Origin of the sequence: Acidicapsa acidisoli, from assembly GCF_025685625.1 — a bacterium.
Taxonomy (GTDB): Bacteria; Acidobacteriota; Terriglobia; order Terriglobales; family Acidobacteriaceae; genus Acidicapsa; species Acidicapsa acidisoli.
In genome coordinates this window covers 1,215,505-1,235,843 of the sequence record NZ_JAGSYI010000001.1, presented here as the reverse complement: position 1 = coordinate 1,235,843, position 20,339 = coordinate 1,215,505, and the positions used below count along the sequence as shown (strand labels likewise).

The window sequence follows — 20,339 nt, the reverse complement described above, 5'->3', positions numbered from 1 at the left end:
GTCGAATTCCTACTCTGACCGGAGGGCGTGCATCGGGTCGATCGATGCGGCTCTTCGCGCAGGAACCCAGGCAGCTACAAGGGCAAGCACAAGCATCAGCAAAGGCACGGCGCAAAAGGTAACCGGGTCCAGTGGGCTGACCTCAAAGAGGAAGCTGCGCAGCAGGCGCGCGGCGGCGAGAGCGATGCCAAGTCCCAGCGCCGACCCCAGGGTGCTCAGAATCATGCTTTGCCGGAAGACGAGGCTCAGAATTCCCCATTTGGAAGCGCCGAGAGCGAGGCGAATGCCGATCTCGCGGGTGCGCCAGTTCACGATGTAAGCGATGAGGCTGTAGACGCCGACTGCGCCTACTCCAACGGCGAGCGCGCCGAAGCCGAGCAGCAGCACTGTGAGCGCGCGGGTCGCGGATACGGAAGACGCAACCACTTCGTTGAGGGTGCGGACGCGGGTGACGGGCGCGTACGGATCGATCGATGCCACTGTTTTGCGCAGCAAGGATGTGAGCTGAGAGGCGGGCAGCGGGGAACGCAGCAGGATGCTCATGGAGGGCTCTTCGCGGGCCTGAGTCAGGGGCAGGTAGACCTCGTCGTCGAAGGCGGCCTGCAGGTCGTCATGGTGGGTGTTGCTCACCACGCCGACCACGATGGAGGCGATGTTGACGTCAAAGGTAGCCGGTGTTCTCTCATCGTTGACCCATTCGAGGTGTTTGCCGATCGGGTCCTGGTTGGGCCAGAGAGTTTCTGCGAGACGCTGATTGACGACCACGGCGCGGGAGGTTCCGGTCTGGTCGGCGTCGGTGAGCAGCCGGCCACGCAGCAGGTGGAGGCCGATCAGCGGGATGTAACCGGTGGAGACGGTGCGCCCGGCGGCTTTATTCGCGTCTTCGCGGGCCTGGCGGGGATGGCCCTCGGCGTCGAAGACGAAGTTGAGGCCGAGGCCGTTCATGGGCAGGGAACTAACCAGGGCCGCGGATTCGACGCCCAGAATGCCCTGCGTCTGGCGGACCACTTCGTTGAAGAAGTTTTTGCAACGGCCAGTCTGCTTGCAGGCGGTTGCGTCAAGCGAGACTTCGGCGGTGATCACCCGGTTCGTGTCAAATCCTGGGTTCACGCGAGACAGGCCATAGAGGCTGTGCAGCAGCAGGCCGGCGGTGGTGATGACGACGACCGACAGGGCGATCTGGCCGACGACGAGAGCCATCGAGACGCGGAAGCTTGCGCCCTTGCCGATGACGCTGAGGCTGCCCGAGCGCAGAGTCTGCTGCAGATCGGGCGAGGACATTTTGAGCGCGGGCACGAGTCCAAAAAGGACGCCGGTGAGCACGGAGGCCACACCTGCGAAAAGGAAGACGTGCCAATGCAGCCCTATGTCGGCAAGACGCGGTGTATCGGTGGGCAGTATAAGGGTGAGGCCACGCAGCGTGGCGAAGGCGATGGCCAGGCCGGTGATTCCGGCCAGTAATCCAATGAGGATGCTCTCGATCAGGAGCTGCGAGACGATGCGGTTGCCGGAAGCGCCCAGCGCACCGCGGATGGCCATTTCACGCTCGCGGGAGGCGGCTTTGGCGAGCATTAGATTGGCTACGTTGGCGCAGGCGATGAGCAGCACGAGGCCCACGGCGGCGAAGAGCAGCATGAGCCGGGGACGGGTGTCGCCGACGACCTGGTCGAGCAGAGAAACGACGGTGGTGTCCGACACCCAGGTATCGGGCATGCGCCAGGGAAAGAGAGGCAACAGAAGCGGATGCAGGCGGCGCAGCTCGGCCTGAGCTGCGCCGGGCGCGACGCCATCTTTGAGGCGGCCGACGCCGCGCAGATCGTAGCCCAGCCACGGGTCGATGGGGTCGCCTCCTTTGAAGGCCACGGGGATGACGAAGCGCGTGTCGGCGTAGGGGAAATGAACTCCAGCGGGCATGACGCCGACGATGCGGCGCGAGACACCGTCGATGCGGATGATTTGCCCGAGAACGGCGGAAGAGCCTGCGAAGCGCTCCTGCCAGTAGCCATGGCTCAACACGACGACCTGGTCCTGGCCCTCGATGGCGTTGTCGGCGGTAAAGAAGCCGCCCAGCTCGGGATGGATGCCCAGCGTATCGAAGGAATTGACTGTGATTCTCGAACCAAAGACGCGCTCCGCGCTGTCGACGCCGGTTATGTTGGATTCGGCATTTTCGCCATATGCGGAAATCGACGCGAAAGATTGGGCGTTTTGCTGGAGGGCGCGAACCCAGCCTTTGGGGAAGAAACTGTCGGCGGAGACGAACATCAGCCGGTCCTGCTGAGGGAATGGCAAGGGCCGCAGGACGATGGAGTCGATGAGCGTGAAGATCGCCGTATTGGCTCCCACGCCGAGGGCCAGCGTAAGAATGGCGGTGATAGCGAATCCGGGTGATTTGCGCAACTGGCGAAATCCGAAGCGAATATCCTGGGTGACTTGTTCCAGCATTGGGACCCCTCGTTGATTGCGATAGTGCTCTTTGATTTGCGTGACTCCGCCGAAGCTGCGCAGGGCTGCGGCTCGCGCTTCCTTGCGACTCATCCCGAGGGTCATATTCTCTTCGATTGCGAGATCGATATGCGAGCGCAATTCCTCTTCAAGTTCGTCATCGAGACGCTTTTCGCGGACGTGGGCTGCGGTCCGACTGAAAAGTGTGCGGAGCGCGTCTGTTATTCGTGGTTGTGGTGGATGCGGTTTCAATCGAGGCTCCTATTCAGTTCTCAGCGCTTGCATGGGGTCGACAGAAGCAGCGCGCCGAGCTGGAATCAGGCACGCCAGGAAGGCCACGGCGATCAGCAACAGGCTTACGCCTGCGAGGGTTGCCGGATCGTAGGGGCTCACTTCAAACAGCAGACTGCGCATGAACTGCGTCACCGCCAGGCCGCTTCCAATGCCGAGGCCTACGCCGATCAGCGCCAGTCTTGCGCCGCGCCATAGAACGAGCGCAAGCACGTCTCCGCGCTGTGCGCCGAGCGCCATGCGAATGCCGATTTCCGCCGTGCGCTGGGAGACGAGATAGGCCATTACGCCGTAGATACCGATGCAGGCCAGCAGCAGCGCCAGCATGGCGAACGCGCCCAGCAGGATCATGGCGAAGCGGCGCTCCGCGATCGAGTCGGAGACTAAGCTCTCCATCGTCTGATCGCCGTAGATAACCTGCTGCGCGCTCATCTGCCGGTTGGCGCTGCGGATGGATTCGTATGCGCGTGCCAGGCTACCCTCGTAGCGTACGACCACGCTTGAGGCTGATGGAGACATGGCGATAAAGGCGTCCGGCATCTGCATACAGGGCAGATAGACTTGCGCGCGAAGCGATTGTTTATCGTCCGAGCTAAGCCCCCATTGCTTGACATGCCCGACGACTCCGACGATCTGCGCCAGTTTGTCGCTGTTATAGACAAGATGAATGCGTTTGCCGATTGCATCTTGTCCTGGGAAGAACTTCTGCGCAAATACCTCATCGACGACGATAACCAGCGGCGCGTGCTCATCGTCCTGCCGGGTAAAGAAGCGGCCTCGCTGCAATGGAATTTGCATGATGCGCAGGTAGTCGGGATCGACGATGTAATCGATGAACCAGCTCATGTCATTCTGGCTTTTCGGCTTGGGCTGGCCTTCGAGCCAAAAGAGCTGATCGTCTTCCCCATTCATCGGCAGCGCTCCCCAGGCCTGCGAGACGCCTGTAACCCCAGGGATGGAGGCGAAGCGGTCATTGATGGCGCGAAACTCCGCGCGGATCTTGGCCGGAGACGCGCCTTCGAAGTTGGGTGGCAGCGATAGGCCAAAGGTGAACACATTGCGCGGATTGAATCCAGGATCGACATTCCACAATTGCGTCAGGCTGCGAATCATCAGTCCCGCGCCGATCAGCAGGACCAGCGTGATGGCCATTTCAGCCACGACAAATGTCGCCAGAGCGCGATGATGGCTTCCGCCGGAACTGCGACTGCCTTCTTTCAGTGCGGAATGCGGATTCGTCTGCGAACTCTTGAATGCTGGAATGAGGCCGAACAGCACCCCGGTCAGCAGCGAAATTGCCGTGGTGAAGGCGAGTACGCGGAAGTCGAGGCCGATCTCTTCGGCACGCGGCAATGCGGCGGGCAACAGTTTGAGTGCGGCTCGCGTGCCCCAGAAGGCGGGAAGCAGCCCCAGTGCTCCGGCCGCAATTCCGAGCAGTAGGCTTTCCGTGAGCAACTGCTGAATGACCCGTCCGCGGCTTGCGCCGAGGGCCGTGCGCACTGCAAATTCGCGACTGCGTGCCGCGGAACGCGCCAGCAACAGGCTTGCGACATTGACGCATGCAAGCAAAAGCACAAAGCCGACGGCCCCGAGCAGAACGAGCAGGAAGAGGCGCACATCGCCGACCATCTCCTCTTTCATTGGAATGATCGTGGTGCCGATGCCATGGTCCGCGTCGGGGTAAGTCGCGGCCAGGCTGCGGTTGATCTGCTCCATGTCGGCGCGTGCCTGTTCGAGAGTCACGCCCGGCTTGAGCCGCCCAATGCCGTGCATACCAAGGCCCGCGCCGCGCTCCATCAACAGCGGATTCGTCCATCGCCGGATGGGAGCGTAGACATCCCGGTCGCGAAAGCTGGGGACGCGCAAGTGGAAGTTCGCAGGAATGACGCCGATGATCGCAAAGTCACGGCCATCCAGCGTGATGGATTGGCCGAGAATGTTGGGCACGGCGTCGAACTTGCGCCGCCACAAGCCTTCGCTGATGAGCACGACCGGCCCGGAGCCGGCCTCGTTATCCGCTGCTGCGATAAGACGACCCAACAATGGCCGGACCCCGAGAATGGGAAGGAAATCCGGCGAGACAAACTCCGCTTCGACCTGTTCGGCTTCTCCACGTCCGGTAAGGCTGAAGGCTGAAAATCGCGCTGTGGCCATTGCCGAAAAGCTGCGATTTTCCTTCTGCCAATCGAGAAAATTGGGATAGGAGATCGAGCCGCGGGCGAAGTTCGCCTTGCTCTCGCTGAGAGTTACAAGCCGGTCCGGCTCGGGAAACGGGAGCGGGTTGAGCAGGACGCCGTTTACGATTGAGAACATCGCGGTGTTTCCGCCGATGCCAAGCGCCAGTGTGAGCACGGCCACGAGAGTGAAGCCGGGATTTTTGCGCAAGGTCCGCACCGCAAAGCCGAGGTCCTGCATCATGGCATCCACCCAGGGCAGTCCCCGTTGCGTGCGGTACAGCGCCTGGGTCTGCGCAAGGCCGCCGAGGCTGCGCAGGGCTGTGGTGCGGGCTTGTTTGCGAGACATGCCGGAGGCTAGATTCTCTTCGACAGCCAGGTCGATGTGGCAGCGAAGTTCCTCGTCGAGTTCGGAGTCGAGCCTTCTACTGCGGAAGAGAGATGCGATGCGGCTGAGGAGCGTGCGCAGTGTGTCCATCGTCGGCTCCTTAAGAGGGTGCGAGGAAGCGGGCCATGGTGGCGGCTACGCGCTCCCAGTTTTCGGTTTCCATCTCAATCTGCTTGCGGCCGGTCCGGCTCAGCGAATAAAACTTCGCCCGGCGATTGGTCTCTGATGTGCCCCACTCGGAGTGAATCCAGCCGCGCTGTTCCAGGCGCAGCAAAGCGGGATAGATGGTGCCCTGATTGAGGCTGAGCGTGTCTCCGCTGACCTGCTCGATCCGTCGCGCGATGCCGTAGCCGTGCAGTGGGCCCATGGCTTCCAGAGTCTTCAAAACCATCAGGTCGAGAGTGCCTTGCAGAACATCGGATTTCGATTCGCCCATTTGTTGCTCCTGTTGATTTTCTACATATACGGTGCGCCTCGATAGGCAGAATGTCAACAGGAAAGATTGAACCGGCTTCCAAAAGCCGTTTCCTCCGCGAAAATCGGTCGAATACATGAAAGGGTGACTCGCCGCAGTCCCAACACACGACAGAAGCATTTGGTTGTTACAATTCTCGTCGCGCGCTGCATTCCATGCGCTGAGTTAGATTGGTTCTTGTCCATCTTTCCGGGTTGAGGCTAAGACTTTTCTATGAATGAACCCAGCTCCCTCTCGTTTGAGGAATTCCTACGTCAGCGGAATGAGGCGAAAACGCTGGAAGCTGGAGATAGGGCTCTCTTTCGCATGGCGGCAGAGAAGGAATGGCAACGGCTCAAGGAGCGCGTCCGTCAGATTACCGAAGGAAAAATGCTGGGCGCGGACCTCTTCGAATGGTCTCCGTACCCGGCTTCCTATCCGGATTTTCTCAAGTTGAAGGACGTGGCTCTGTTGTTTGAAGCAGGGACCGTCGTTGGCGACGCGCCACAGAAATATCGCGTCGTTTTCTCCCGCCGGCCGCTTCGATCCGGGGAAATGTGGGCGGATCGCGAGCCGATTCCTGCGGAGCGCTGGTGGCTCACCGTGGAAGCGGAATCCAGTGTCCTGTATTGGGCCGTAAGAGATAGCCGTGTCAGGCTGATCACGGAGAAATTCGGGGACCACATTGCCATGCAACTGGTGGAATATCAGCAACGTTATATGGATGCCGTGAAGGCCAAGTATCCATGGGCCGGTATCTGAGGGCCGGAATTTTTGGCCTGGGGTTCACAACTGGCACTGAAGGGTCGTCATTAGAAACGTACCGGCCCGCGCAACGCGAGCTAGAATTCTTGTATGACTGACCGCGCCCAATCCGCTTTTGCTCTTCCGCTCGCCCAGGCTGACCCTGAGGTGGCCGCCGCCATTGAACACGAGACACTTCGCCAGCACGAGGGCCTGGAGATGATCGCCAGTGAAAACTTTGTCTCCGAGGCGGTGCTTGAAGCGGCGGGGTCGGTATTCACGAACAAGTACGCCGAGGGATATCCGGGGCGGCGCTATTACGGCGGGTGCGAGTTTACCGACGTGGTCGAAAACCTTGCCCGGGACCGCGCGAAGCAGCTTTTTGCAGTTCCAGGCGTAGCTCTGCACGCCAACGTCCAGCCGCACTCCGGCTCGCAGGCCAATGCCGCGGCCTATATGGCCGTACTGGAGCACGGAGATACGATTCTCGGGCTCGATCTGGCGCATGGCGGGCATCTGACGCATGGCCACAAGCTCAGCTTCAGCGGTAAGCAGTTCCGGCCCACGTTTTACACCGTGCGTAAGGATACCGAGCGGATTGACTATGACGAGCTGGAATCGATCGCCGTGCGCGAGCATCCGAAGGTCATCATCGGCGGAGCGAGCGCATATTCGCGCATCTGGGAGTTTGGCCGGATGCGGCAGATCGCGGACAAGGTTGGCGCGAAGCTCATCATCGACATGGCGCATATCGCGGGCCTCGTCGCCGGCGGAGCGCATCCTACGCCCGTGGGCCATGCGCAGATCGTGACCACGACGACCCATAAGACTCTGCGCGGGCCGCGTTCGGGGCTGGTGCTCTGCGATCAGGAACTGGCTGCAGCCGTCGATCGTGCAGTTTTTCCCGGACAGCAGGGCGGTCCGCTGGTCCACATCGTTGCTGCCAAAGCGGTGGCCTTCAAGGAAGCGCTTCAGCCGGATTTTGCGGCCTATGCACGGCAGATCGTGGCCAATTCCAAGGCGCTGTCTGCTGCCTTGCAAGCTGGCGGCTGGCGAATTATCTCCGGCGGAACAGACAATCACATGATGCTCGTGGACGTCTTCTCCCAGGGGATTCTCGGCTCAGAGGCAGAGCTGGCGCTTGGCAAGGCCGGGATCACGGTGAATAAGAATGCGATTCCGTATGACGCAAACCCGCCGCTCAAGCCTTCCGGAATTCGTGTCGGTACGCCTGCGCTCACCACGCGCGGCATGAAAGAGTCCGAGATGCACCAGATTGCGCTCTGGATCGGCAAGGCGCTCGAAAGCCGTAACGACGATGCTGTGCTAGCCCGTATTCGCGGCGAGGTCGGCGAGATGGCAAATCACTTCCCGCTCTATGCCTGGCGACGCGAACCAGTTACGACTGCTGTATAGCATACGAGAAAAATCCTCCTTCACAGGCAACTTAGGATAAGTGGCCGGGTTCCAACCTACCAATAGAGGTTCCGGTAGCTTTCCTGCTGTAAGATGGCACCGGGCTAAAAAGGAACCTGAAGGAGATAGTTATGAAAGCTTATGTGAGCATTTTGGCTCTCGCGCTGGTGGCGAGCTTGCCCGCGCTGGCGCAGCATCCCCAGGAACATGCGGCGCCGCCACCACCCGCTCGCGGCCCGGAAGCTTTTCACGGCACACCTCGTCCGCCGGCAGATCATCCGAATTTCAGCGACAAGAACGGGCACCCGAACGCGCCGCATGTCGATCGCAACAACGGACGCACGACCTGGGTAGGCCATGACACCGGCCGGGATGACGCGCACTATCATCTGGATCACCCTTTTGAGCACGGCCGGTTCACTGGCGGTTTCGGGCCAAGTCATCACTGGCGTCTCGCAGGCGGCGGACCTGGGCGGTTCTGGTTTGGCGGCTTCTATTTCAGCGTAGCCCCTTATGATGTAGGCTTCTGCGACGGCTGGCTATGGGATTCGGATGACGTGATCATCTATGACGATCCGGACCATATCGGCTGGTATCTCGCGTATAACGTCCGCCTCGGAACTTATGTGCATGTGGAGTATCTCGGCGCGTAACTTCCGTTTCGATTTGTAACTCGAGCACGAGGCCTTCCCTGCTGGGAGGGCCTCGTCGTCTGCTGCAAGGACTGCCGGGGTGTACACAGCAGGGCGCAAGATTGTAGGATGAGCCTGCCCGGCAAGCCAAATTGCTTCCAATGCGCGATCACGGGGATGGTCTTGCAGATTCGACCCTCGGGCATACTATCTACATTGAATTGAGGCCCTCCTGATGAAGCTGATCCTGCTGCGTTTTCCTGCTGCTCTTGTCCTGTCCGCAATGTTGGTTGCCCTGAGCACCGCCTGCGCCGTCGCTGAATCTTCCCCGGCTGCGCCTATTGTCCTTACCGGCGCGGACAGAAGGCCTGTGCAGTCGCTCAATGGAGAGTGGCATGTCATTCCCGACCCCTATCAAACTGGGTTATATGACTTTCACAAACATGAGATTGCACGGGGATGGTTCGTCAATCAGAAGGCCAAGCCAGGCGATACCGGGCCGGTGGACTACGACTTTTCCAAAGCCGAGACACTGAAAGTGCCCGGCGATTGGAACACGCAGAAGCCCGAGTTTTTCTGGTACGAAGGGCTGATGTGGTACGAGAAGGATTTCAACTTCGAGCCGAAGGCGCACACGCGCACCTTCCTGCGCATTGGCGCGGCCAACTACAAGTCCATCTTCTGGGTCAACGGACAGAAGGTCTGCGAACACGAGGGCGGCTTCACGGCTTTCAACTGCGATGTGACCGCAGAGGTGCATCCCGGCAGCAACTTCGTGATCGCAGTAGTCGATAACACGCGCCATGAAGACGGTGTCCCGACGACGCAGACCGACTGGTTCAACTATGGCGGCCTGACGCGCGAGGTTTCGCTGATCACTGTGCCGGAGGCGTTTATCGATCAGTACGATCTGCATCTCTCTCGCGCCGACCACGGCAAAATCGAGGGCTGGGTGCATGTAAACGGCGGCGCGGTCGGCGAGACTGTCGATGTTGCCATTCCCGAAGCAAATGCAAAGGCTGAAGCGAAGGTGGGCGAGGATGGCCGCGCTTCGATTGAGATCAGCGCGCCGGGACTAACGCTGTGGTCGCCTGAGACGCCGAAGCTCTACAAGGTTTCGGTAAAAGCCGGCACGGATTCGGTCGAGGATCTGATCGGTTTCCGCACGGTTGAGGTCAAAGGGACGGAGATTCTGTTGAATGGGAAGCCGATCTTCCTGCGCGGGGTTTGTATTCATGCGGAGGCTCCATATCGGTTGGGTCGCGCATATACGGACAAGGATGCGGAAACGCTGCTCGGCTGGGCCAAGGAAATGGGCGCGAATTATGTGCGGCTGGCGCACTATCCCCACGATGAAACGATGCTTCGAGCGGCAGACCGGATGGGCCTGTTGGTGTGGTCGGAGAGCCCGGTGTACTGGGCGGTGCAGTTTGGAAATTCGGCAGTCTATGCGAATGCGCAGCATCAGTTGGAAGAAGAGATCGGCACCTCACGGAATCATGCGGCGATCATCTTGTGGTCAATGGCCAATGAGACACCGATCAACGATTTGCGCACGAAGTTCATCTCGTCGCTTGCAGCGCGTGCGCGTGAGCTTGATCCGACGCGGCTGATCACGGCGGCGCTGCTGGTGCATACCGAGCAGAATGGTGCCCGGTCAATCAAGGTCGTCGACGATCCACTTGGGCAGTACCTCGATGTTTTGGGGACGAACGAATACATCGGATGGTATGAGCAGCATCCGGAGACGGCCGATACGACGGACTGGAAAATCTCTTACCAGAAGCCGCTAATCATGAGCGAATTCGGCGCCGACGCCAAGGCCGGACTGCATGGGGGCGAAAACGACCGCTGGACCGAGGAGTACCAAGCCAACGTCTTCCGCCACCAGCTTGGGATGCTGAACCGGATCGATCAGCTACGCGGGATGAGCCCGTGGATTCTGATGGATTTCCGCTCGCCGCGCCGTCCGCTGGCCGGGATTCAGGATATGTTCAACCGCAAAGGGCTGATCAGCGATCAGGGCGTAAAGAAGCAGGCTTTCTTTGTCCTGCAGAAGGCTTATACCGAAAAGACGGTTGGGAAGGCGGATTAAGGGGCCGAACCAAGTCTCCGATTTCCGGTATTAGGATACTGGTATAGGCCATTCGCGCAGCGATGGAGGGGGCCAATTTGTCGATAACAGAGAGGCTTCACTCCTTTGAAGCTCGCATGCGCGTGGGCTACTGCCAGTACCTGTCGCTGGTGGAAGTGCTCATATACATCCTGCTGGGAACGCTGCTGGCAGTGACCGCGGCGCTGGGAGTGGCCGGGGCGTTTTCGCTGGTGGCGGGCGCCATACGCAATTGGAACAGGACCGAGGATATCTTCGAACTCATCGACCGGCTCCTTCTCGTGTTGATGCTGCTTGAGATTCTGCATACCCTGCGCATTTCGATCCGCTCTCGTGCGCTGGTCGTCGAGCCATTCCTGGTCGTGGGGCTGATCGCTTCCATCCGGCGAATTCTTGTGCTGGGCATGCAGGCCGAGGCGCTGACTAAGAAGGAGAACTGGGATAACAGCGGCAAGCCGCTTTTTGAGGCCTCGATGATCGAGTTCGGCGTGCTGGCGCTGGTAATTACGGTGCTTGTGGGAGCAATTTATTTCCTGCGCAAATCAAGTCACATGAGTAACCATGCAGAGCACGATGTGGAAGCCCGCCCCGGTATCTGCTGAAATCTAAAATTCCGAATCCAGATAGAATGGATATAGCAAGGGAGCTGGGCGGTCGCTGCCGGGGCATTTCGATGCTTCGGGGGAGGAAAGTCCGAACTCCGCAGGGCAGTGTGCCGGATAACGTCCGGGATTCAGGCGTCAAGGCCTGAAGACGGCCAGTGCCACAGAGAAGATACCGCCTCGGCTACCCCTCTTAGGAGGGTCACCGGAGACTCGTTCAGGTTCGCCTGGACGGCAAGTCCCCCGCCGGGGTAAGGGTGAAAAGGTGCGGTAAGAGCGCACCGCTCCCGCTGTAAGGCGTGAGGCATGGTAAACCCCACACGGAGCAAGACCAAATAGGGAGGGACGCGCCTCAGCCCAAGAACCGGGCGGCGCGGCGTATCGGCCCGGTACGCGACAGGCGGTTCGAGCAATTGCCGGAACCTCCGGGTAGGTCGCTGATGAGCGTCCGCGGCGACGCGGCGCCTAGAGGAATGACCGCACACGACAGAATTCGGCTTACAGGCTCTTTTGCTGGAGTGACGGCCCCGCTTGGATACACCATGCGGGGCCGGCCTGTTTGTGCAAATTTGTTCAAAGCGCAGCAGTTCAGAGAACCGTATTGAGATCAAAGGGCACGGCAGAAACTTCGGCGAGTTCGACCCGGTTGCGTCCATTCCGCTTGGCGCGGTAAAGCGCTTCGTCGGAAGCTGCGATCAACGAGTTTGGAGCCAGTCCGGGAGCAGGGGTCATTGCCGCGCAGCCTACAGAAACCGTAACCGGGCAATGGATGGTCTTTTCGGTATGTTCGTGCAGGCTCTCGATGCGCAAGCGAATCGTTTCAGCCAGACGGGCTGCGTCTTCCAGTGTTGCCGTGGGCAATAGGAAGAGGAACTCTTCACCGCCGTAACGGGCCAACAGGTCAGTGGAGCGATGCGCCATGGTGACAATCGATTGTGCAATCGCGTGAAGACAGATATCGCCTGCCGGGTGTCCGAAGCGGTCGTTGTAAGACTTGAAGTGATCGACGTCGATCATGAGCAGTGCCAAAGAATCGCCGCTGCGCAGGGCCCGAGCCCAATCTGCTTTCAGAGATTCCTCGAAGAGCCTGCGGTTGGCCAGACCGGTGAGGGCATCGGTAGTAGCCAGTGTTTCCATCTCTTTGTACGCGAGTAGGAGCTTCTGCTGGAAGACCTCGCGCTCGATCTGGATGACCGAGACTGAAAATGCGGTGACCATGGTTAGGGAAAGGAAGCCTTGCAGCAAAAGTATCCGATGTTCGAGCACATCCCCGGTTCCCATGGTAAGCGGCCCATGGCCGTGCATTGTGGCTGTAGTGGCGAGGACAGCCAGCAGGTTGACAGCAATCACAGAGGCGGCGAACCCGAGGCGCAGGCTTACCAGCAGAATCACCGAAACCAGGACGAAGGTCAGGGAATAAGAAAATTGCCAAAAGACACAGTATGTCGTGCCGGCGACCACCCCAAGCAGGAAGACCGGCATGGCCAAATCCGAGATGCTCGCAAGGCGGTATGTTTCCCTGCTGCTGAGCACCAGCACCAGGGGAGCGAACATCGCATATCCGAGCATGTCGGAATCGCCGCGGGTCTGGAGCACGGTCCAGTAGTCGAGGCCGGGCATAAACCGATGGACGTTTGATGCATAGATCGTTGCCGAGAGAGCCGGAGCCAGCAAGAGCGCAAACGCGACAAAACGGATGACCAGGTGCGGTTGCTGGAGCCAGTTCTCCAGCTTCTCGAACCTGGGCAGCATCAGCGCTCCAAACAGTGGTCCGACAGAGTTTGCGGTCGCGTTGACGATCCAGGAAGAAATCGGGTAACCGTGGATCAGTGTCCCGGCCCATGACCCCATCAGGACGCCGGCCAGTATCGCGGGCCACCGCGAGCGATCGCTGCGGATCAATAAGGCGAGCGCGAGGCCATTGGTTGGCCACCAGATCGCCTGCCCGTGACTGTTGAAGAATCCGACGTAGTCCATCGCATATTCGAGCAGGAAGACCAGACAGGCCAAAGCCAGCCCTTCGGTCAAAGATCTCAATAGAGATCCGTGCGACGAAAGTGCGCGCGCGAAGTTACGCGAGTGGGGAGTCGAGGTCATCCTGATTTCTCATCGGCCACGGGGAATGGTCTCCCGAGAGAAAACTGCGGTGCTGCTTTCAAAGTACAACGGGAAATGGATCAAGAGTACGTCGATTCACATCGGATTCGCAACTTCCTATCCACAAGAGCCAGGAGGAAGCTGATTCGTCGTGCGGGAGAATCATGCTGCGAAACAGTAAGATAAACAGATGTTGCGAGTGAAATTGATTGCTGATGGCGCGCGGATGCCGGAAGTGGCGCATCCGGGTGAGGATTTGGGATACGACGTGTTTGCCTTGGAAACGGTGGAGCTTTGGGCTCGCCAGTCTCTTCGGGTACGGACGGGGATCGCCGTCGAGGCGCGGCACCCAGAAACGGAAGTAGCGCTCGGCCTCCTCGTGCGCGACCGGTCTTCCATGGCCTCGCGTGGTGTTGCGGTCACAGGCGGCGTCATCGATGCCGGATATCGCGGCGAGATTCAGATTCTGCTGACCAACCTGACGGACGAGGCGATTCGGCTCAATGCCGGAGACAAGATTGCGCAGATGATTCCAGTGCCGGTGCTGACGGGAGTGGTGCGGCAGGTCGAGGAACTGGGCGATTCTTCGCGAGCTGAAAAGGGCTTTGGAAGCTCCGGGAAATGATGCAGGAATAGAAAATAAAAGCGCGAGCCGAGAAATAATCCCGGCTCGCGTTTTTGCTCGTTTTGCGCTTGGGAGTTCAGAGTCAGTTTTTGCCCAGACCGTCCTGCTGGTGGTAGTTGGGATAGGCCGGGATCGGGATTTCGGGAATTGGGTGGGCTTTCAATTCGTCCAGGACCAGCTTGACGCCGGTTTCCAGTTGCAGGTCGTGACCCGCGGCGAAGTCTTTGGGCGTATCTTCGACGGGGACGTCAGGGGCGATGCCGTGATTTTCGACTTCCCAGTCCCGGCTCAGGCCGTAGATGGCGTAACGGGGAGCGGTGACCCGGCCGCCGTCGAGCAGCGTTGGGTACCCGCCGATGCCGACGAGTCCGCCCCATGTGCGCGTGCCCACCAGCTTGCCGAGGCCGGCTTTGCGGAAGTACCAGGGCATGGCGTCTCCGCCGGAGCCGGAGTTCTGGTTGATCAGCATGGCCTTCGGTCCGAAGATAGCGCCGACCGGGTCATGCAGAGGCTTACCGTCGCGTTCGATGGCTCCTGAGAGCGGCTCGCGTCGAAGGACATCGACCACATAATCCGCGATGAAGCCGCCTTCGTTGTAGCGCTCGTCGAGAATGAGAGCCTGCTTGTCGAGCTGCGAGTAGAAGTACCGGTTGAAGTTGGTGTAGCCCGAGCCTCCGGTGTTGGGCATGTAGACGTAGGCGACCTTGCCGCCGGAGAGCTGGTCTACTTTGCGGCGATTGGATTCGATCCAGTCGAGGTTGCGCAGGCCGTCATCGTCGGCGATGGGCACGACGGTGACATCGCGGGCGTTCGTGCCGTCAGGATTTGGTCCGACTCGAAGGACGGTTTGCAAGCCCGCTGTACCGTCAAAGAAAGAGTAAAGATTGTCGCTGGCGTGGAGCTCCCTGCCGTTGACGGCGAGCAGATATTCGCCTTCCTTGACGTAGACGCCCGGGAGGGTCAGCGGCGAGGCCAGCCCGGGCGTCCAGTTTTGGCCGCCCAGGATTTTGGAGATGCGATAGCGATCGTGATCGACCGTGTAATCCGCTCCGAGCAGGCCCGTCATGGGCGATTTGTCCGGTTCATGCGGGCCGCCGAGGAACATGTGGCCAATCGTGATTTCGCCCAGCATTTCAGTGGAGAGGTAGCTGAATTCGCTGCGGCTGGCCAGTCCATCGAGATACGGGCGATAGCGGGCCTCTACTTTGGAGATGCTGAGGCCGTGGGTGTTCGGATCGTAGAGGAAGTCGCGCTCGATGCGCCAGGTTTCGTTGAAGATCTGCCGCCACTCGGCGCGGGGGTCGATGTCCGCGGTCATGTTGGAGAGGTTGAGCGGCTTGCCGGAGTTACCGTCGCCGGGCTTCAGATCGTCTGTGGCGGCAATCGAGAGCGCGTTATGCTGCGCGATGAGCGCCTTCGAGGCGTCGGCAGAGACTACGAAGCCGTCAATGTCGGAGAGAACCTGCTCCGTCTTGCGCTTTTCCAGCGTGAAACGCCAGACGGCGCGAATACCCGCTCCTCCACCGCCGTCGCCTGACGGTCGCCCAAAGGGAGGGCCTTCGAGCAAGTAGATCACGCCAGTTTTGCCTGCGATGAGGCTGCCGTAGTTGCGCGACGGCACGGGCAACGAGAGGATGCGGTTGCCGATGCCATCAAGATCAACCTTGACATCGACCTTCTTGTCTTCTGTCTTGTCCTCTTTCTTGGCTTCCTTATCCTTGCTCTCGCCGGATTTGGTGTCTGCTTTCTGATCCTTCTTGTCCTTGTCGTCGACGTCAGTCCTGGGTGGATTTGGCGGATTGGGATTCTTGTCGTCCTGCTTCTTTTCTTCTTTGATCTTTTCGTCATCGCTCTCGGGCGGAATCGGAGAAGCTTCGTCTTTGGAGAGGACGACGACGTAGGCGGCAGTGGTCTGAGCGCGGTCGAGCGAGGAGAGGTCGATGCCTGCGCTTGAGGGGCCATCGTCGGTGGAAGCAAGGAAGTAGAGGTATTTGCCATTGGGGTCAAAGACGGCGCTGCTGGTGTCGCTCATGCCGTCGGTGACCTGAGTTGAAGCGTGTTTGTCGATCGAGTAGAGAAAGACGCCTTTGAGGTTGTTGTCGAGGTCGCGGGTGTAAGTGATCCACTTCGAATCAGGAGACCAGTTGGCGCTGAAGCCATTGCCGCCGAAGCCTCCCTGATGGCTGGTGTCGACGAGGACTGGTTTACCCGGAGGAATCTCTTTGCCCTTGTCGTCCTTGCCCGGAACGTCGAGGTACCAGAGATGCAGATGCTTATCGGTGTAAAGGATGTGTTTGGAGTCCGGTGACCATTGCGGGGCGTAGAAGAACGAAGGATTGGAACCAAGGTCGACGGAGGTCGGAGCTTTGAAGCCGGTCTGATCGCGCAGATAGAGCTGGTATTCGCCAGACGCGTCCGAGAAGTAAGCAATGGTCTTGCCGTCCGGCGACCAGGCTGGATCACGCTCTGCCGCGTTGGAGGTATTGGTGAGGTTACGGGTGTCGCCTTTTTCGCCGGGCACCGTGAAGATGTCTCCGTGAGCCTCGATGACCGCGCGCTGGCCGGTGGGCGACAGATTTGCGTTCTGGATCTCCTCGGCGGAGATTGAAGCGAGATGCGGGGCCAGCTTCGGCAGGTCGCCATGGATGCTGATTGCGAGCGTGTGATCCTGCCCGGGCTGATCGGGTGCGGCCAGGTCGAGAAGATGCAGCGAACCGAACTGCTCGTAGACCAGCCCGCCCGGGCCGGCCTGGATGGTCTTCACGTCCAGGCCCTTGTTTGGAACGGCCAGCGTAACCTGTTTGGTTTTGGTGTCGTAGCGATAGAGCGAAACCGGCCCATAGTGATTGTTGTCGAAAGGATCGGCATTGGCTTCGCCGTTCCGGTCAGAGAGGAAGTAAATCTGGTCGCCAACCCATATCGGATCGGAGTCGTGGGTGTTGTTGCTGGGGATTTTCTCTAAATCAAGCGTCTTGAGGTTGACGATCCAGATAGGGAAGTTCTGGCCCCCTTTGTAGCGCTTCCAGGCGTCCTCCCAGCGGGTAATGGACTCGTATGCCAGGTACTGGCCGTCCGGAGAGTAAGAACCCTGGCTTCCGGCGGGCAGCGGCAACGGCTCGGGTGTGCCTGAGCCATCGGCGTGTGCCAGGAACAGGCGCAGATAATGCCGGTAGCTCACGCTGCCGCTGGAGAAGAGAACATTCTTGCTGTCGGGCGTCCACCCGACGACATAGCCGCCGGCCGGGTGCCAGGTAAGGCGGCGCGGAATACCGCCCGACGCTGGGACGACGTAAACGTCTGAAGCGCCATGCACACGGGCCGTATACGCAATCTGGGAGCCATCCGGGGAAAAATAGGGACCGTCGGTGACGGAACCAGTGGAGGTGAGGCGCTCGGCCTCTCCGCCGCTGCGGGAAACAGTCCAAATGTCATCGGCGTAGCGGAAGGCGATCGTGTTCTGGCTCAGGGAGGGGTAACGCAGGAGCAAAGGCGGAGCTGCTGCGGCTATCGCGGGTGCCGGAACGAGGGCTATTGGCGTCACGACGAGCAAGGCGGCCAGGAGGGAAGTTTTCAGCGAGACAAGGCGTCGGGTCAGGTTCATGAGCTCTCCGGTTGGCAACAACGTAGCGACAGTGTACTCGGACGAAGGCGATACGCAGGAAGAATAAGGCCAGTTCCGCGACGAAGGGAACCGGAATTGTCGCCGCTGCGTAGTCTGACTAGCGCCAACCGTCGCATTCGCTGCTAGACTCGTGGGCAGCGCCATCAAGTTCAGAACAAGTTCAGAATTCCCGGGATTCGGTTCGAGACCCGAACCGTCCGGGCATAAAAGTCGAGAACCAATGCTATTCAGTGAAGCCGTAAAACTCGCGCTGCAATCGTTGTGGGCCAATAAACTGCGGTCCATACTGACGCTGATCGGCGTCGTGATGGGCGTGGCTTCCGTGATCATGGTGATCACGCTGACAAATACGGCGAACGACTACATGGGTACGAAGATCACCGGCTACGGCGCGGATGTCTTCACAGTGGACCGGTCTGGGTTGGTCTTCAACGCCGAGGAATATTTCAAGTTCCAGAAGCGCAAGATCATTAAGTATGAAGACTATGAGGCAATTCGGGACGGCTGCACCGATTGCAAAGAGGTCGGAGCACTGTTATCGAAGACCACCAATGTCGTGTACAACGGTCAATCCAGCAAGGATACAGGCGTGCGCGGTTACACGGCGACGATGTTTTCGCTGAATAACCTGAACATCGCAATTGGCAGGGCATTGAATGAGGCGGACATCGACCACGCCACGCATTCAGTGGTGGTGGGCTACGACATTGTGGACAACATCCTTGGCGACGGCGACCCGATCGGCAAGGAGCTTCGCGTGGATGGAGTTCCATACACGATCGTCGGCGTGGCGGAACGGCAGGGAAAGACCTTCGGCCAATCCCAGGACAACTGGGTGGCAATTCCCCTCACGGCCTACCAGCACACTTACGGAACGAATGACTCCATGACGGTGTATGCGCGGGCCAACGGCGACTCCAAGGTGATGTCGCGCGCCGAGGACGAAGTGCGGGTGATCATGCGTACGCGTCGTCATGATGCTCCTGGGGCCGAAGACAGTTTTGAACTCCAGACCAACGATACCTTTCTGGACCTCTGGAGGCAGATCAGCCAGATGTTCGTGTTCATTGTCTTCGCCCTGGCGTCGATTTCGCTTGTGGTGGGTGGAATCGTCATCATGAACATCATGCTGGTATCGGTGACCGAGCGGACGCGCGAAATTGGCGTGCGCAAAGCCCTCGGGGCGCGACAGAGAGATGTGCTGCTGCAGTTCCTGATTGAGTCGGGATTGATGGCAACGCTAGGCGGCGTCATCGGAATCCTGATCGGAGTCGGCGTTGCCGCGCTGATCACGCAAATATTCGACGTGACAGTGAATGTCTCAATCGGTTCGATATTTTTGGGAATGTTTATGGCAACGGGAACCGGGGTGTTTTTTGGGGTGTATCCGGCAAGCAAGGCCGCGAAGCTGGATCCGATTGTGGCGCTCCGTTCGGAGATGTAAAGAGGCGGCAAGGAGTTCGCTTTATGGCGCAAGGTCAGACAACTGAATCGGTAAAAATGGCGCTGGATACGCTGCGTACGAACAAGCTGCGTTCAGGGCTAACGATCCTGGGAATCGTGATCGGCGTGACATCGGTGATCGCCATCTCCTCCGTCATCAATGGACTGAACAATCGCGTCGATGCCTGGGTTGGATCGCTGGGCAGCAACGTCTTCTGGATATTTCATATGCCGGTGATCGGCGTGCGTCCTACCACGGAGCAACTGACGCGCAAGAAGCTGACCATCGAAGACGTGTACGCGCTGCGCACGCTGCCGCATGTTGTCGGAGCCGATGGCGGCAAGCAATACGTCAAGTCGGGCTTCCGCGTCGGGGATGTTTCCGTGAAGTACAACGGCAAGAAAGTCGCCGGAGCCATTCTGCAGGGCAGCACATCCGAGATCGCCGCGGTGAACGATATCAACCTGCAGGAAGGCCGCTTCTTTACCGATGACGAGGACAAGCGCCACGCCAAAGTGGTCGTGCTGGGCCACGATACCTGGGAAGACTTGTTCGGCAACGAACCGGCTGTCGGCAAAGAAGTGAATATCGAGACTGGGCTTTACACCGTGATCGGAGTGGTTGAGAAGCGCAAACAGCCCTTCGGCGGCGGCAAAAACCCGAACGATAACGCAGCATACTTCCCCTATGGCACCTTCGAGAACCTGCATCCCGAGCAGAAGGATGTGTGGGTCTCCGTCAAGTACGACGATCCGGTCAACAAGTCCCTGGTCGAGGAAGAAATTCGCGAGATGCTGCGGGTGCGGCGCAAGGTCAAGGTGCAGGACCCGGACAACTTCGAGATCTTCGGGCCGGAATCGCTGGCGCGGCTCTGGGATCAGATCACCTGGGGATTGCGGCTCTTCATGTTGGCGGTTTCTAGCGTAGGTCTGATGGTCGGAGGCGTTGGCGTCATGAACATCATGCTCGTCTCGGTGACCGAGCGAACCCGCGAGATCGGTATACGAAAGGCTCTGGGCGCGACCAAGCGGACGATTCTGACGCAATTTACGACAGAAGCCGTGACGCTGTGCGCCATCGGCGGCGTCTTTGGCGTCATGGTGGGCGCCGTGATCACGTGGATTGTCTTCTTTCTGCCGATTGGGCTGCCTGCTGCGCTCTCGACCTTCTGGGTCCTGTTCGGCTTCGGAGTGTCTTGCGCCATTGGGCTGATGTTCGGCATCTATCCGGCCTGGAAAGCGGCAAATCTCGATCCCATCGAGGCGCTGCGGTATGAGTGACAAAGGCTGAGA

Annotated in this window: 13 protein-coding genes and 1 other RNA gene; 9 read left to right on the top strand and 5 right to left on the bottom strand. The window is 59.4% G+C overall.

All coding sequences use genetic code 11. The features are described 5' to 3' along the window. Positions 1 to 9 precede the first annotated feature (9 nt). The 3 genes from OHL23_RS04905 to OHL23_RS04895 are packed head-to-tail and all read right to left on the bottom strand — an operon-like array spanning position 10 to position 5,734. Positions 10 to 2,697 carry an ABC transporter permease gene (locus OHL23_RS04905; RefSeq protein WP_263350647.1) on the bottom strand — a complete coding sequence of 896 codons (2,688 nt, stop codon included), beginning with the start codon at positions 2,695 to 2,697 and terminating at the stop codon, positions 10 to 12. A gap of 9 nt (positions 2,698 to 2,706) precedes the next feature. Further along, entirely contained in the window at positions 2,707 to 5,388 is a 2,682-nt protein-coding gene (locus OHL23_RS04900) for an ABC transporter permease (RefSeq protein ID WP_263350646.1), read from the bottom strand. A gap of 10 nt (positions 5,389 to 5,398) precedes the next feature. Beyond that, complete coding sequence (locus OHL23_RS04895) at positions 5,399 to 5,734, bottom strand: PadR family transcriptional regulator (RefSeq protein ID WP_263350645.1); 336 nt, start codon at positions 5,732 to 5,734, stop codon at positions 5,399 to 5,401. A gap of 252 nt (positions 5,735 to 5,986) precedes the next feature. Here OHL23_RS04895 and OHL23_RS04890 point away from each other — a divergent pair, with 252 nt between their 5' ends. From OHL23_RS04890 to rnpB, 6 genes are all read left to right on the top strand, one after another. After that, the gene (locus tag OHL23_RS04890; protein WP_263350644.1) at positions 5,987 to 6,514 is read left to right on the top strand and encodes a hypothetical protein; all 528 of its coding nucleotides are present in this window, start codon (positions 5,987 to 5,989) and stop codon (positions 6,512 to 6,514) included. Between the two features lie 93 nt (positions 6,515 to 6,607). Then, entirely contained in the window at positions 6,608 to 7,912 is a 1,305-nt protein-coding gene (glyA, locus tag OHL23_RS04885) for a serine hydroxymethyltransferase (RefSeq protein ID WP_263350643.1), read from the top strand. Between the two features lie 131 nt (positions 7,913 to 8,043). Beyond that, positions 8,044 to 8,565, top strand: a complete 522-nt coding sequence (locus OHL23_RS04880) for a hypothetical protein (RefSeq protein ID WP_263350642.1) — start codon at positions 8,044 to 8,046, stop codon at positions 8,563 to 8,565. Positions 8,566 to 8,779: 214 nt separating this feature from the next. Further along, positions 8,780 to 10,639 (top strand): glycoside hydrolase family 2 protein, encoded by a 1,860-nt coding sequence (locus tag OHL23_RS04875; RefSeq protein WP_263350641.1) that lies wholly within the window; start codon positions 8,780 to 8,782, stop codon positions 10,637 to 10,639. A 77-nt stretch (positions 10,640 to 10,716) separates the two neighbouring features. After that, positions 10,717 to 11,259, top strand: coding sequence for a phosphate-starvation-inducible PsiE family protein (locus OHL23_RS04870; RefSeq protein WP_263350640.1), 543 nt, complete (start codon positions 10,717 to 10,719; stop codon positions 11,257 to 11,259). 36 nt (positions 11,260 to 11,295) lie between these two features. After that, an RNA gene (rnpB, locus tag OHL23_RS04865) (RNase P RNA component class A) lies at positions 11,296 to 11,776 on the top strand. Positions 11,777 to 11,847: 71 nt separating this feature from the next. On the opposite strand, the gene OHL23_RS04860 is transcribed toward rnpB, so the two are convergent. Beyond that, the gene (locus OHL23_RS04860; protein WP_263350639.1) at positions 11,848 to 13,356 is read right to left on the bottom strand and encodes a sensor domain-containing diguanylate cyclase; all 1,509 of its coding nucleotides are present in this window, start codon (positions 13,354 to 13,356) and stop codon (positions 11,848 to 11,850) included. Positions 13,357 to 13,546: 190 nt separating this feature from the next. Here OHL23_RS04860 and OHL23_RS04855 point away from each other — a divergent pair, with 190 nt between their 5' ends. After that, positions 13,547 to 13,981 (top strand): dUTP diphosphatase, encoded by a 435-nt coding sequence (locus OHL23_RS04855; protein ID WP_263350638.1) that lies wholly within the window; start codon positions 13,547 to 13,549, stop codon positions 13,979 to 13,981. Between the two features lie 82 nt (positions 13,982 to 14,063). On the opposite strand, the gene OHL23_RS04850 is transcribed toward OHL23_RS04855, so the two are convergent. Continuing rightward, positions 14,064 to 17,582, bottom strand: coding sequence for a S41 family peptidase (locus tag OHL23_RS04850; RefSeq protein WP_263350637.1), 3,519 nt, complete (start codon positions 17,580 to 17,582; stop codon positions 14,064 to 14,066). 241 nt (positions 17,583 to 17,823) lie between these two features. On the opposite strand from OHL23_RS04850, the gene OHL23_RS04845 reads away from it, so the two are divergent. Further along, complete coding sequence (locus OHL23_RS04845; RefSeq protein ID WP_263350636.1) at positions 17,824 to 19,047, top strand: ABC transporter permease; 1,224 nt, start codon at positions 17,824 to 17,826, stop codon at positions 19,045 to 19,047. Positions 19,048 to 19,070: 23 nt separating this feature from the next. Further along, positions 19,071 to 20,327, top strand: a complete 1,257-nt coding sequence (locus tag OHL23_RS04840) for an ABC transporter permease (protein WP_263350635.1) — start codon at positions 19,071 to 19,073, stop codon at positions 20,325 to 20,327. Positions 20,328 to 20,339: the final 12 nt, after the last annotated feature.

What these genes read in the sequence shown, in the direction of transcription:
- OHL23_RS04900 (WP_263350646.1), bottom strand. Translation starts at nt 5,388, where the DNA reads ATGGACACACTGCGCACGCTCCTCAGCCGCATCGCATCTCTCTTCCGC.
- OHL23_RS04895 (WP_263350645.1), bottom strand. Translation starts at nt 5,734, where the DNA reads ATGGGCGAATCGAAATCCGATGTTCTGCAAGGCACTCTCGACCTGATG.
- OHL23_RS04890 (WP_263350644.1), top strand. Translation starts at nt 5,987, where the DNA reads ATGAATGAACCCAGCTCCCTCTCGTTTGAGGAATTCCTACGTCAGCGG.
- glyA (WP_263350643.1), top strand. Translation starts at nt 6,608, where the DNA reads ATGACTGACCGCGCCCAATCCGCTTTTGCTCTTCCGCTCGCCCAGGCT.
- OHL23_RS04880 (WP_263350642.1), top strand. Translation starts at nt 8,044, where the DNA reads ATGAAAGCTTATGTGAGCATTTTGGCTCTCGCGCTGGTGGCGAGCTTG.
- OHL23_RS04875 (WP_263350641.1), top strand. Translation starts at nt 8,780, where the DNA reads ATGAAGCTGATCCTGCTGCGTTTTCCTGCTGCTCTTGTCCTGTCCGCA.
- OHL23_RS04860 (WP_263350639.1), bottom strand. Translation starts at nt 13,356, where the DNA reads ATGACCTCGACTCCCCACTCGCGTAACTTCGCGCGCGCACTTTCGTCG.
- OHL23_RS04855 (WP_263350638.1), top strand. Translation starts at nt 13,547, where the DNA reads ATGTTGCGAGTGAAATTGATTGCTGATGGCGCGCGGATGCCGGAAGTG.
- OHL23_RS04850 (WP_263350637.1), bottom strand. Translation starts at nt 17,582, where the DNA reads ATGAACCTGACCCGACGCCTTGTCTCGCTGAAAACTTCCCTCCTGGCC.
- OHL23_RS04845 (WP_263350636.1), top strand. Translation starts at nt 17,824, where the DNA reads ATGCTATTCAGTGAAGCCGTAAAACTCGCGCTGCAATCGTTGTGGGCC.
- OHL23_RS04840 (WP_263350635.1), top strand. Translation starts at nt 19,071, where the DNA reads ATGGCGCAAGGTCAGACAACTGAATCGGTAAAAATGGCGCTGGATACG.